This is a genomic window from Actinoplanes sp. NPDC051405, from assembly GCF_055586185.1.
The window spans coordinates 16,568-29,173 of sequence record NZ_JBVJIR010000012.1; the positions used below are offsets into that span (position 1 = coordinate 16,568).

The following is a 12,606-nucleotide window of genomic DNA, read 5'->3' on the forward strand; positions in this document are numbered from 1 at the left end:
CCGAAACTGTCGGTGGCCGGGTCTATGGTGCGAGAAGTCGTTCATTCTCGGCAAAGGAGCCGGCCATGGCAGTGCGCCTCAACCCGTACATCGCGTTCACCGACGGCAAGGCCCGCCCCGCGATGGAGTTCTACCACTCCGTCCTCGGCGGCAACCTCACCATCAACACGTTCGGTGATTTCGGCGCGCCCGATCCGGCGCTGGCCGACAAGGTCATGCACGCCACGCTGGTCACCGACACCGGCATGGTGCTGATGGGCGCCGACGCACCGCCCGGTCTGGAGCACGTGCCGGGCAACGACATCGCGATCAGCCTCAGCGGCGACGAGGCCGACGTGATGCGCGAGTGGTGGGCCAAGCTGGCTGACGGTGGCACGGTCAGCACCCCGCTGGAGAAGCAGATGTGGGGCGACGAGTTCGGCACCTGCACCGACCGCTTCGGCGTGGAGTGGATGGTCAACATCGGCGCGCCCCAGTCCTGATGCTGGACGAGCTGCGCCGCATCTGCACGGCTCTCCCCGAGGTCACCGAGCGGCCCAGTCACGGGGCGCCCACCTGGTTCGTGCGCGACCGGCGGACCTTCGTGACCCTGTGGGAGCACGGCCATCATGACAACGAGTTCCCACACCTGTGGTGTGCGGCGCCGCCCGGAGCCCAGCAGGAGCTGATCGCCGCGGCTCCGGAGCGGTTCTTCCGCCCGCCGTACGTGGGACACCGCGGCTGGCTCGGCGTCCGCCTGGACGGCGACGTCGACTGGGCCGAGATAGCCGAGTTGTGCCAGGACGCCTACGAAACCGTCGCGACGCCGAAGAAGTCAGCCTCCAGGAGGCCGTAAAGGAGGTCGTCCGTCCACTCGCCCTTGCTCCAGGTGTGCTGCCGCAAGAGTCCTTCGCGCTGGAAGCCGGCACGCTCCAGCAACCGGTACGAAGCGACGTTGCGGGCGTCGCACTCGGCCGACACCTTGTGCAGCCCTTTGACCCGGAACAGATGCTCCAGCACCGCCCGCACAGCCTCGGTGGCATAGCCGTGCCCCTGCCGGTCGGGCGCCAGGCTGTAGCCGAGCTGGGCCTGCATCCGGTTGTCATGCAGATTGACGGCGACGTCACCGATGTGCGCCCGCTCGGCGGTGAGCTCAACGGCGTACTGGAACCAGCCGGGCTGATCGGGATCCGCGGCGGCCATGGACTCGATCGCGTAGCGGGCCTTCTCCACCGGGTACGGCGAGTTCCAGGACTGGTAGCGCGCGACCGCGGGATCCGTCCGGTAGGCGGCGAGAGTCTCGGCGTCGGCGGGGCGGAAGCGGCGGAGCACCAGCCGTTCGGTCGTCAGGAGCACGGTTCGAGCGTACGCAGGGATCAGGAGGACGGGATATGCACTCGGGCGGCCGCGAGGGGCTGCTTCGCCACCTGGCTGAGGCAGTCGGGTCGGTCTCGGTCACCCACCCGGCCCGGGTCGCCATCGACGGGCCGCCCGCCGCCGGCAAGACCACTCTCGCCGACGAGCTGGCCGGGGTCCTGCGGGAACAGGGCCGTGAGGTCGTCCGTGCGACGATCGACGATTTCCTTGTCCCTCGGGTCCAGCGCTATCGACGCGGTGAATTCTCGGCCGAAGGCTGTTACTTCGACACCCACGACTACGAAGCACTGAACCGGGTTCTGCTCGATCCGCTCGGCCCGGCCGGAGATCGACGCTTCCGGCACGGGATCTACGACCACACAACGGACGCTGTGCTGTCCCCGCCGACCACGACCGCCTCCGCCGACGCCGTGCTGGTCTTCGACGGCGTCTTCCTCCTGCGCCCGGAACTGATCGGTCAGTGGGACGTGCGCATCTTCGTGTCGACCGCGCTCGAGAAGACCGTGCATCGTGCGGTGATCCGAGAGGGCCGGGTGTCATCTCAGGCCGACATCGAACGGCGCTGGCGCGAGCGCTACATCCCCTCGCAGCAGCTCTACTTCGCGACGGCCCGGCCGACCGATCTTGCCGACATCATCGTGCACAACGACGACCCGCAGCAGCCGGTCTGGGCGGCCCGAACCCGTGAGGGACGCTGACGTGGGGGTCCTCCGGCGGCGGCTCGCCAGCTGCTGCTGGTGTCGATGGTCGCGGGCAGGGCCACCGGGCCGACCGCCGGGAATGACGGGACCGGGCCGACCGCCGGGAATGACAGGACCGGGCCGACCGCCGGGGATGACTGGGTCGGGGCGGCCGCGCGAAATGGAGTGGCCGGGGCCGTGCCGAGCAGCCGATGATGAGCCGACATGAGCAACCTGACGTCGATCGCCGCCCGGGTGGCCGCCGGCGCCACCGTCGAGTTCCGGCCGACCGGCTCGTCGATGGTGCCGCTGATCCGCAGCCGGCAGCTCGTCACGGTCGCGCCCGTCGATCCGGCCGAGGTTGTCGTCGGGGACATCGTGCTGGCCCGCGTGGCGGGCGCCGTCCATCTGCATCTCGTCTCCGCAGTCGACCCGGTCAAGGGCCGCGTGCAGATCAGCAACAACCGCGGCCGGGTCAACGGATGGACCGGCTACGCCCGGGTCTACGGCATCTGCACAGCCGTCGACGGCCGCCCCCGGCCGAGAACCCGCCGGGCGGACGCTCAACCAGGCGCAACAGCCGGCCGAGAGATCGCAGCCGACCCGGAGCGGCCTACTCCTCCTCCACGTCCGCGACGATCACCGTGACGTTGTCCGGTGCCCCGGCCTCCAACGTCCGCGCGATCAGCTCCGCCGCGCACACCTGCCGGTCCGCGTACGACCGCAGCGTAGTAGCGATCACCTCGTCCTCGACATAGTCACTCAGTCCGTCGCTGCAGAGCAGGAACCTGTCCCCCACCCGCACCGGCACCATCCGCCCCGCCGGCCGGAACGGCCCGCCCTGCACCGCCTGGGTCACCAGCGCCCGCTGCGGGTGCCGGCGCGCGTCGTCCGGGGTCAGCACCCCTTGATCCACCAGCGCCTGCACATAAGTGTCATCCCGCGTGATCTGCGTCAACTCGCCGTTGCGGCTCAGGTAGCACCGGGAGTCGCCCACGTTCAGGGCCGCCACCCGGTCTCCGGACAGCATGAGAGTCGTCACCGTGGTGCCCATGCCGTCGCGGGCGTCGTCGTCGGCGACGGCTTCCTCGATGCGCTTGTTGGCTGTTTCCAGCGCCGCGATCAGGTCCTGCAGGGGCTCCCCCGTGTCCGGTTTCGCGTCCACGTCGGCCAGAGCGGTGACCAGGATGTCGCTGGCCAGCTCTCCGGCCGGCAGGCCGCCCATGCCGTCCGCCACGACCAGCAACCGGTCGCCGACGAAGACCGCGTCCTCGTTGTTCGACCGGACCAGGCCCTGATCGGAGGCGGCGACCGCACGAAGCACGACACTCATGTCACAAGACTGCCAAAGGGCTGCGGCGGTGTCTGTAGTACGTAGTACGTAGTGTTGGGTGGTGATGCCGGTACCGATGGTGGGACGAACGGACGCGTTGGACGAGCTCCGGCGCGCCTGGGAGCGTGTCGGCGCCACCCGCAGGTGCGTGCCCGCCGTGATCACCGGGCTGCCCGGCACCGGCAAGAGCACCCTGGTCTCGGCCGCTCTGCAGCTCACGACCCCTCAGGTCGTCCTGTCCGGCTCCGCGCGGCTGCATTCGCCCGCCCCCTACGACTGGCTCGCCGCCGTGCTGGCCGGGCTGGGACCGCGCCCCGGGCTGCCGGTGCCGCCGGACGCGCTGGCCTGGCTCGCCCAGGACCCCGATGTCCCCCGGGAGCGGTACACCCCCGACGCGCTGCTGCGGCTGGCCGTCACGACCGTGCGGACGCTGGTGGGCGGTCGTCCCGCCGTACTCGTGGTCGAGGATCTGCACGCGCTCGATCCGGCCAGCCTGAACCTGATCGGTGAGCTCGCCGCCGCCGATCTTCCGGCCCTGCTGGTCGTGACCAGCCGGCCGCCCGAGGCGGCGGTCTCCCCGCTGCTCACGGCCCGGGTGCTGGCCCGGCTGTCGGGCGCCCCCGGCGCGGTGCGCCAGCATCTGGGTGCGCTGACCGCCGGGCAGGTGAGCCGCATCCTGGCCCACGTGTACGGCGCCAGCTGCCCGTCCCCGCAGGTCGCCGAGGCAGTGTGGCGCCGCACCGGCGGTAACCCGTACCGGTTGAGTGAGCTGCTCGCCACGGCAGGTGGACCGGAGGCGCTGGCCGACGCGCCGCTGCCCGCCCATCTGCGGGAGCAGCCCGAGTTGACCGCCCGGGAGCGGGAGGTGATCGGTTGCCTGGCCGAGGGCATGTCGAACAAGCAGATCGCCCGCGCGCTGGGCATCTCGGTGCGCACGGTCACCGTGCACGTGTCGAATCTGCTGCGCAAGACCGGCGCCGCCTCGCGCACCGAGGCCGCGCTGTGGGCCGTTCAGCGTGACCTCAAGGCCACAGCAGCGTCTTGATCGAGCGGCGCTCGTCCATCGCCGCATAGGCCTCGGCCACCTTCTCCATCGGCAGCTGCAGGTCGAACACCGCGCCGGCGTCCAGGGAGCCGGCCAGCACGTCGGCGAGCAGCTCCGGCAGGTACGGCCGCACCGGCGCGACGCCACCGGCGACCGCGATGTTGTCGGCGAACATCTTCTTGATCGGCAGCTCCGCCCCGCCCAGCGGCACCCCCACGTAGCCGATCCGGCCGCCGGGGCGCACGGACGCCATCGCCTGGGCCATCGACTCTTTGTTGCCCACGCATTCGAGGACGGCGTCCGCGCCCTGGTCGGCGAGCAGGTCGCGCAGTGCCGCGGCGCCGTCGTCGCCGCGTTCGGAGATGACGTCGGAGGCGCCGAACCCGGTCGCCACGTTCTGCCGGTCGGAGTACGACGAGAACGCGATCACCCGGTCGGCTCCGAGGCGGACAGCAGCCAGGACCGCGCACAGGCCGACCGCGCCGTCGCCGACCACCGCGACCGTGCGGCCCGGGCCCACGCCCGCGGAGACAGCGGCGTGGTGGCCGGTGACCAGGACGTCCGAGAGGGCCAGCAGCGCCGGGATCCGCTCGCGGTCAGGATGCTCGGGCGTGGCGACCAGGGTGCCGTCGGCCAGCGGTACGCGCACGTTCTGCCCCTGGCCGCCGTCGAGGGTGCGGCCGTCGGGGTCGGTGCCGCCGTACCACTGGGCCTGGACGCACGAGGTGGTGACGCCCTGCCGGCAGTGCCCGCAGGTGCCGTCGCTGATCGAGAACGGGGAGATGACGAAGTCACCGGCCCGCAGAGTGGCCACGCCCGCGCCGATCTCCTCGACCACGCCGACGAACTCGTGGCCGATCGGGTGCGGGTCGGCCGGCGGCCGCGCACCCCGGAACGTCCACAGGTCGGAGCCGCAGACGCAGGCGGCGACCACCCGCACGATCGCGTCCGTGGGCAGCTGGATGGTCGGGTCCGGACGCTGCTCCCAGCGGATGTCGCGGGGCGCGTACCACATCGCGGCGTGCATTCCCCCGACCTTACCCGCGCCCGGGCCGGGTGATCATCCGTGCGGGATTCGCGGGGCGGCGCGACAAGCACCGGGCGCCTCGGTCACAATCGTGGCGTGACGACCAGCATCCATCAGCGCATTGCGAGTGAGCTCGGGGTCCGCGAGGGACAGGTGACCGCGGCGGTCGACCTGCTGGACGGCGGAGCCACCGTGCCGTTCATCGCCCGTTACCGCAAGGAGGTCACCGGCACCCTCGACGACCAGCAGCTGCGCACGCTCGAGGAGCGGCTCGGCTATCTGCGGGAGCTCGAGGACCGTCGCGCGGCCGTGCTCGAGTCGATCCGCTCGCAGGGCAAGCTCGACGACGCCCTCGAGGCGCAGATCCTCGCCGCGGAGTCCAAGGCCCGGCTCGAGGACATCTACCTGCCGTTCAAGCCCAAGCGCCGGACCCGGGCCCAGATCGCCCGCGAGGCCGGCCTGGAGCCGCTGGCCGACCTGCTGCTCGGCGACGCCACCAGGGACCCGAAGGCCGAGGCGGCGGCCTACGTGGACGCCGAAAAGGGCGTGGCGGACGTGACCGCGGCGCTCGACGGTGCCCGGGCGATCCTGATCGAGCGCTTCGCCGAGGACCCCGACCTGATCGGTGAGCTGCGCGAACGCATGTGGACCAAGGGCCGGCTGATCGCCAAGGTCCGCGAGGGCAAGGAGACCGAGGGCGCGAAGTTCGCGGACTACTTCGACTTCGCCGAGCCGTTCACCAAGCTGCCCTCGCACCGCATCCTCGCCATGTTCCGCGGCGAGAAGGAGGACGTGCTCGACCTGACCATGGAGCCCGAGGAGGGCGCCGATCCCGCTTCGCCGTCGTCATTCGAGGCTTCCGTGGCCGGCCGATTCGGCATCACCGACCACGGCCGGGCCGGAGACCGCTGGCTGCTGGACACCGTGCGCTGGGCGTGGCGGACCAGGATCCTCATCCACCTGGGCGCGGACCTGCGGGTCCGGCTCTGGCAGGCGGCCGAGGACGAGGCGGTACGCGTCTTCGCGGCCAACCTGCGCGACCTGCTGCTGGCGGCCCCGGCCGGCAGCCGTACGACGATGGGCCTCGACCCCGGCTTCCGCACCGGTGTCAAGGTGGCGATCGTCGACTCGACCGGCAAGTGTGTCGCCACCTCGACGATCTACCCGCACGTCCCGCAGAACAAGTGGGACCAGTCGCTGCACACCCTGGCCACGCTGGCCCACGAGCACAAGGTCGACCTGGTGGCGATCGGCAACGGCACCGCCTCGCGGGAGACCGACCGGCTGGCGGCCGATCTGATCAAGCTGCACCCTGAGCTCGGGCTCACCAAGGTCATGGTGTCCGAGGCCGGTGCGTCGGTGTACTCCGCTTCGGCGTACGCGTCGCAGGAACTGCCCGGGATGGACGTCTCACTGCGCGGAGCAGTGTCCATCGCCCGGCGCCTGCAGGACCCGCTCGCGGAGCTCGTGAAGATCGACCCCCGGTCGATCGGCGTCGGGCAGTACCAGCACGACCTGTCCGAGGTGAAGCTGTCGAAGTCGCTGGACGCGGTGGTCGAGGACTGTGTGAACGCGGTCGGGGTGGACGTCAACACCGCGTCGGCTCCGCTGCTGACCCGGGTGTCGGGCATCGGCGCGGGCCTGGCCGAGAACATCGTCATGCACCGCGACGCCAACGGCCCGTTCAAGAACCGCTCCCAGATCAAGAAGGTCGCCCGGCTCGGCCCGAAGGCGTTCGAGCAGTGCGCGGGCTTCCTGCGCATCCCGGACGGCGACGACCCGCTGGACGCGTCCAGTGTGCACCCCGAGTCGTACCCGGTGGTCCGGACCATCCTGGCCACCGCCGGCGCCGACCTGAAGACGGTGATCGGCAACAGCCCGCTGCTGCGCGCCCTGCGCCCGGAGAAGTTCGTCACCGACACGGTCGGCCTGCCGACCGTCACGGACATCCTGCGCGAGCTGGAGAAGCCGGGACGGGACCCGCGCCCGGCGTTCACCACGGCGACGTTCGCCGACGGCGTCGAGAAGATCGCGGACCTGCGCCCCGGCATGATCCTGGAGGGCGTGGTGACCAACGTGGCGGCGTTCGGCGCGTTCGTCGACGTCGGCGTGCACCAGGACGGCCTGGTGCACGTGTCGGCGCTGTCCAACACGTACGTGAAGGACCCGCGCGAGGTGGTCAAGTCCGGCGACGTCGTGAAGGTGCGGGTGGTGGAGGTCGACGAGGCGCGCAAGCGGATCTCGCTGACCATGAAGCTCGAGGACAAGCCGGAGCAGCGCGCGCCGCGTGAGCCGCGTGAGGCCCGGCCGGGTGGTGGTCAGCCCCGGCAGGGCGGCCAGCCTCGTCAGGGCGGGCAGCCTCGGCAGGGTGGGCAGCCCCGGCAAGGCGGCCAGGGCGGCCAGAGCAGCCAGGGCGGTCGAGGTCAGGGCGGTCGAGGCCAGGGCGGTCAGCGGCAGGGCGGCGGGGCGCAGCGCTCCGGCGGCCAGGCGCCCGCCGGCGGCAACAGCTTCGGCAACAGCGCGATGGCCGACGCCCTGCGCCGCGCCGGCCTCACCAAGGACTGACCCCGCGAAAAGGGCCCGGCGCGCTTCCACCGCACCGGGCCGCTCAGCGGTCGATCGGCCAGATCTTGATGTCGTTGAAGGCGACCTGGTACGGCCCCTTCACCGGCGCGCTGCGCTCGGTGAAGATGCCGAGCACGACCCGCCCGCCGCGGATGTCCTTGTCCTGCACCGGTACGGCACCGAGCAGCTCGCCGTCGCGCAGCACCTCGAGGGTCTCGCCGACGACGCTCACCGTGATCACGGTTGCCGGTGCGCCGACGTCGATCGGGCGGTCGTCGAGCGGGAACGTCTTGTAGACCTCGGTGGTGGTCGACTTGTGGGTGCCGACGTACACGTTGCGTTCGCAGACGCGTACCTGATAGCCGCGGTTCTGCGCGAACCGCATCCAGATGGACGCGCAGCTGTCCGGGGTCAGCAGCCGGACCTTGACCTCGGCCTGCACGTCCGGGGGTTCGTAGTCCTCCGGCCCGCGGCAGCGGAAGACGCCGCGGGTCGCGCGGCTGACCACCAGGCCGCCGTCGAACGAGCACCCGGCCTGCTCGTCCTCCAGTGACGTGGCCTGCCAGAGGCGTTGCCCGGTCAGCGGGTCCGAGAGCAGCACGGTCTGCTCGGACTCCTCGACGCGCGGGTCGATCGTGGCGCCGGTGCCGGTGCCGCCCGGCCACAGCGTCGCCACCACCCCGCCGACCGCCAGCATCGCCAGGACCAGCAGGACCACCGCGGCGGGCAGCACCCACGGCCGGCGTGGCGTGGGGTCGTGGGTGAACGGCGTGTCGGGGGCGGCCGGTGAGGTCGGCACCGGCTGGGTGACGATCGAGTTCTCCGAGTAGCCGATCAGGGTGGGCGCCGCGGTGACCTCGGTGAGCAGCGCCGCGGGGTGCACGCCGGTGACCGCCTGCGCCTCCTGCGCGGCGAACCGCAGGCCGGGCTGGTGGTCGAGCGCGGCCCCGGAGGCGGCCGGGCGCTGCGGGCCGTCGACCAGCAGATCCAGCAGCTCACGGGCGCTGGGACGGTTGGCCGGGTCCTTCTCCAGCGCGTGAGCGATGAGGTCGCGCAGGGGGCCGCTGAGCCCGGACAGGTCCGGCGGCTGGGTCAGGATCCGGGCCGCGGTCGCCGGCGGGGAGTCGGCGCTGAACGGGGTGCGGCCGGTGCCCGCGTACGCCACCACGCCGCCCCAGGCGAACACGTCGGCGGCCGGGGTGAGCGGCACGTCCAGGTCGGGGCCGAACCGCTCGGGCGCCATGTACGCCACCGTGCCGACCATCTGGTCGGTGCTGGTGTGCGCGCTGGTCGCCTCCATCGCCCGGGCGATGCCGAAGTCGATGACCTTGGGGCTACCCGGAGCCAGCAGGACGTTGCGCGGCTTGAGATCGCGGTGGATGACGCCGGCGCCGTGGATGGCGGTCAGCGCGGTCGCCACCCCGATCGCCACACTGTGCAGATTGGACGCGGTGAGCGGGCCGCGCTCCTCGACCACTTCGGCCAGGCTCGGCCCGTCGACGTACTCGACGACCAGGTAGGGCTGCTCGTGGTCGGGGTCGGCGTCGAGCACCTCGGCGGTGCAGAACGGCGGCACCTGGCGGACCCGGTTGACCTCGCTGCGGAACCGGCGCCGGAACGCGTCATCCGGCGCGAGGTCGGCCCGGACCACCTTGACCGCGACGAGCACCCCGGCGGCGCTGCGGGCCAGATAGACCGTGCCCATGCCGCCCTCACCGAGCCGGCTGAGCAGTTCGTACGAACCGAGCCGGCGAGGGTCACGCGGGCGCAGCGGGCTGGTCCGCTCGTCCGACATGCCGTTTACTCCTACGCCCCCGCGGCATGACGCCGCCCCACCCCCGACAGGAAAGGTCACCCTATAGGGCCTTGTCATCGCCTGCGAAGACCTGTCCGCCGGTTGGCGCACAACCGACACAGATCACCATCGGCACCGATGCGTCAGGGCGACCGTCAGAAGGACCGGATGTCCACGTCGGCGAAGGTCACCGCGTACGGCGGGTCGGTGTCGACGGCCTCGACGCTCAGGCCCAGCAGCACCTGACCCTGCTCCGGCCCGTCCTTGGGCAGCCGCACCGCGCCGGCGAAGTCACCGCCGCGGAAGACCTGGGCCTCGCCCTCGCGGACCACCAGGTGCACGCGGACCGACTCGCGCAGGTCGATCCGCTGGTCGAGCGGGACCCGCCCGTAGACCCGGCGGTCGTCCGGCCGGTCCGCCGCCACCGACATCTCGTTCTGGCAGACGCGCAGCACCTGCCCGCCGCGCCGCGGGTCCCAGTGGAACCAGATCGCCGCGCAGCTGCCCGCCGACTGCAGCGCGGTGGTCACCTCCACGCCGAAGTCGTCCGCGATCGACTCGTCCGGGCCGACGCACTGGTACGTGCCGCGGTCCACCCGGGCGGCGCGCATCACGCCGCGGGTGAAGCAGTTGGCGTTCTGTTCCCGGATCTCGCTGTCCAGCCACTGGCCGGGCCGGTTCAGCGCGTCCTGGATGATCGGCTCGCCGCCGTCCGGCTCCACCGGGGTCCGGTCCGCGCCGTCGTCGTCCTCGTAGTCGGCCGGCTCGGTGGGCGGCGGGCTCTCCGGGGCCGCTGCCCCGTCCTGCCCGGTGGACTGCTCGACGCCGGCGGCAGCGCCACCGCGCGGGGATCCTCCCGTGATCGACGGATCGCCGGCGCCGCGCTGCGCGTTGAGGACCAGCGCCACCGTGGCCACGCCCGCGACGACCAGCAGGACGGCCAGTACGGCGAGCAGCCGATGGCCCCGCGGCCGTCGCCTACCGGCGGGCACCTCACCGCGGGAGTAGTGGTCGGTGGCGTAGGGGCGGGGCGGGTAGCTGTCGTCGGACTCGACATACCGGGGCACGACCGGCGGGGCCGCGACGACGGGGGCGCTGAACACCGTGGTGCGCTGACGGGCCGGCGGGCGCGCGCCGCGCTGGTCGTCGCCCAGCAGCATGTCGAGCAGTTCGCGGGCGGTCGGCCGCTCCTCGGGGTCCTTCGACAGGGACAGGGCGACGATGTCCCGCAGCGACTCGGGCAGCCCGTTCAGGTGCGGTGGCTGGGTGAGGATCCGGGCCGCGGTCGCCGGCGGCGAGTCTCCGTGGAACGGCGTGCGGCCGGTGCCGGCGTAGGCGACGACACAGCCCCAGGCGAAGATGTCCGCGGCGGCCGTCAGCGGCGTGCCCGGCTCGGAGGAGAAGCGCTCGGGGGCCATGTAGGCGACCGTGCCGACCATCTGGTCCGTACGGGTGTGCTGGCTGGTCGCCTCGAAGGCCCGGGCGATGCCGAAGTCGATGACCTTGGGGCTGCCCGGGGCCAGCAGCACGTTGTCCGGCTTCAGGTCACGGTGGATGACCCCGGCGCCGTGGATGCCGGTCAGCGCGGTCGCCACCCCGACCGCCAGCGAGTGCAGGGCCGCCGCGCGCAGCGGGCCGCGTTCCTCCACCACCTCGCCCAGGCTCGGGCCGTCGACGTACTCGACCACCAGGTACGGCGGGTTGTGGTCCAGGTCCGCGTCGAGCACCTCGGCCGTGCAGAACGACGGCACCTGCCGGGCCCGTTCCACCTCGCTGCGGAAGCGCCCGCGGAACTCCGGGTCGTTGACCAGGGCCGCGTGCACCAGCTTGATGGCCACGTAGTTGTCGTCGCGGTCGGTCGCCAGGTAGACCACGCCCATGCCGCCCGAGCCGAGCCGGCCGGTGAGCCAGTACTCGCCCAGCTGCTCCGGGTCCCCACGGCGCAGCGGAGTCACGCGGTACGCGGTGTCCACGGTCAACTCCCCACTGAGGTACGACGGCGCCGCGACAGCAGGAGCGCCGTCAGGACCAGCGCGGCGAGCAGGAGCACGAACCATCCCGCGCCGAGCCGGCCGACCACACCACTCAACTCGCGCTGGAGATTCGAGGCAAGATTCACGATCGGATCCTGCCCGGAAGTCCTCAGATCCTTGACAAGGCGCAGCTCGTACCATCCGTAGTAGGCCACGTACGCTCCGGCGACGACCAGCACCGCGCCGCCGATCCGGGGCACGAAAGCCGCCGCCCGGCGCAGGCGCGACACCGCGGAGACCCGGACCAGAGCGACGGCGAGGGCGGTCACGCCGATCACGAGACCCATCCCGGCCGCGTAACTGACGAACAGGCCCACCCCCTCGACGGTGGAGCCGGCGCGCAGGCTGGAGACGACGATGGCCAGGAACGGCCCGATCGCGCAGCCGAGCGAGGCGATCGCATAGGCCATGCCGAACAGGACCATCGACGCGGCCGTCCCGGTGAGGCGCGGCGCCCGCATCCCCCGGCCGGGGGCCGGCAGGGACCGCCCGGCGAGCAACCAGCCGCCGAGGATCACCAGCCCGGCCCCGAAGACCACGGTGAGCCACGGCAGCCGGGGCATCAGCCACCCGGTCAGCGGGGCCAGCAGCAGCCCGAACACCCCGAAGACCAGGACATAACCGGTGGTCAGGGCGACCGTGCAGCGCAACGCCCGGCCCACTGCGGCCGGACCGCCGCCCGCGGGTCGCGGCTCATCGCCGGCAACCAGGACCGAGAGGTACGCGGGCAGCAACGCGAAGCCGCACGGGTTCACCGCACCGAGCATCCCGG

12 protein-coding genes are annotated in these 12,606 nt (G+C 72.1%); 6 read left to right on the top strand and 6 right to left on the bottom strand.

Annotation, left to right across the window (positions count from 1 at the left end):
* Positions 1 to 65: 65 nt before the first annotated feature.
* Both ACZ6S4_RS24880 and ACZ6S4_RS24885 read left to right on the top strand, forming a co-directional pair.
* The gene (locus ACZ6S4_RS24880; protein ID WP_465477201.1) at positions 66 to 482 is read left to right on the top strand and encodes a VOC family protein; all 417 of its coding nucleotides are present in this window, start codon (positions 66 to 68) and stop codon (positions 480 to 482) included.
* Positions 482 to 835 carry an MmcQ/YjbR family DNA-binding protein gene (locus ACZ6S4_RS24885; RefSeq protein ID WP_465477202.1) on the top strand — a complete coding sequence of 118 codons (354 nt, stop codon included), beginning with the start codon at positions 482 to 484 and terminating at the stop codon, positions 833 to 835. Before ACZ6S4_RS24880 ends, ACZ6S4_RS24885 begins: the two co-directional genes overlap by 1 nt.
* Here the strand turns inward: ACZ6S4_RS24885 and ACZ6S4_RS24890 are convergent.
* Complete coding sequence (locus ACZ6S4_RS24890; RefSeq protein ID WP_465477203.1) at positions 787 to 1,335, bottom strand: GNAT family N-acetyltransferase; 549 nt, start codon at positions 1,333 to 1,335, stop codon at positions 787 to 789. The two genes, ACZ6S4_RS24885 and ACZ6S4_RS24890, sit on opposite strands and share 49 nt — an antisense overlap.
* A 35-nt stretch (positions 1,336 to 1,370) precedes the next feature.
* On the opposite strand from ACZ6S4_RS24890, the gene ACZ6S4_RS24895 reads away from it, so the two are divergent.
* On the top strand, positions 1,371 to 2,054 hold the full coding sequence (locus ACZ6S4_RS24895; RefSeq protein ID WP_465477204.1) for a nucleoside/nucleotide kinase family protein: 684 nt from the start codon (positions 1,371 to 1,373) through the stop codon (positions 2,052 to 2,054).
* Between the two features lie 207 nt (positions 2,055 to 2,261).
* Positions 2,262 to 2,684: a hypothetical protein gene (locus tag ACZ6S4_RS24900; protein WP_465477205.1), complete on the top strand. Its 423-nt coding sequence runs from the start codon at positions 2,262 to 2,264 to the stop codon at positions 2,682 to 2,684.
* Here the strand turns inward: ACZ6S4_RS24900 and ACZ6S4_RS24905 are convergent.
* Positions 2,650 to 3,369 (bottom strand): PP2C family protein-serine/threonine phosphatase, encoded by a 720-nt coding sequence (locus ACZ6S4_RS24905; protein ID WP_465477206.1) that lies wholly within the window; start codon positions 3,367 to 3,369, stop codon positions 2,650 to 2,652. The two genes, ACZ6S4_RS24900 and ACZ6S4_RS24905, sit on opposite strands and share 35 nt — an antisense overlap.
* Positions 3,370 to 3,445: 76 nt before the next feature.
* Here ACZ6S4_RS24905 and ACZ6S4_RS24910 point away from each other — a divergent pair, with 76 nt between their 5' ends.
* Complete coding sequence (locus ACZ6S4_RS24910; RefSeq protein WP_465477207.1) at positions 3,446 to 4,414, top strand: LuxR C-terminal-related transcriptional regulator; 969 nt, start codon at positions 3,446 to 3,448, stop codon at positions 4,412 to 4,414.
* On the opposite strand, the gene ACZ6S4_RS24915 is transcribed toward ACZ6S4_RS24910, so the two are convergent.
* Complete coding sequence (locus ACZ6S4_RS24915; RefSeq protein ID WP_465477208.1) at positions 4,392 to 5,441, bottom strand: zinc-dependent alcohol dehydrogenase family protein; 1,050 nt, start codon at positions 5,439 to 5,441, stop codon at positions 4,392 to 4,394. The genes ACZ6S4_RS24910 and ACZ6S4_RS24915 overlap by 23 nt on opposite strands.
* A gap of 96 nt (positions 5,442 to 5,537) precedes the next feature.
* Between ACZ6S4_RS24915 and ACZ6S4_RS24920 the strand changes: the two genes are divergently transcribed.
* On the top strand, positions 5,538 to 8,006 hold the full coding sequence (locus ACZ6S4_RS24920) for a Tex family protein (protein ID WP_465477209.1): 2,469 nt from the start codon (positions 5,538 to 5,540) through the stop codon (positions 8,004 to 8,006).
* A gap of 43 nt (positions 8,007 to 8,049) precedes the next feature.
* Here the strand turns inward: ACZ6S4_RS24920 and ACZ6S4_RS24925 are convergent, their stop codons facing one another.
* The 3 genes from ACZ6S4_RS24925 to ACZ6S4_RS24935 all read right to left on the bottom strand — a co-directional run bounded on the left by ACZ6S4_RS24925 (position 8,050) and on the right by ACZ6S4_RS24935 (position 12,601).
* Positions 8,050 to 9,801 carry a serine/threonine protein kinase gene (locus ACZ6S4_RS24925; protein WP_465477210.1) on the bottom strand — a complete coding sequence of 584 codons (1,752 nt, stop codon included), beginning with the start codon at positions 9,799 to 9,801 and terminating at the stop codon, positions 8,050 to 8,052.
* A gap of 155 nt (positions 9,802 to 9,956) precedes the next feature.
* Positions 9,957 to 11,774, bottom strand: a complete 1,818-nt coding sequence (locus ACZ6S4_RS24930; protein WP_465477211.1) for a serine/threonine-protein kinase — start codon at positions 11,772 to 11,774, stop codon at positions 9,957 to 9,959.
* A 2-nt stretch (positions 11,775 to 11,776) separates the two neighbouring features.
* Positions 11,777 to 12,601, bottom strand: a complete 825-nt coding sequence (locus ACZ6S4_RS24935) for a cytochrome c biogenesis CcdA family protein (RefSeq protein WP_465477434.1) — start codon at positions 12,599 to 12,601, stop codon at positions 11,777 to 11,779.
* Positions 12,602 to 12,606: the final 5 nt, after the last annotated feature.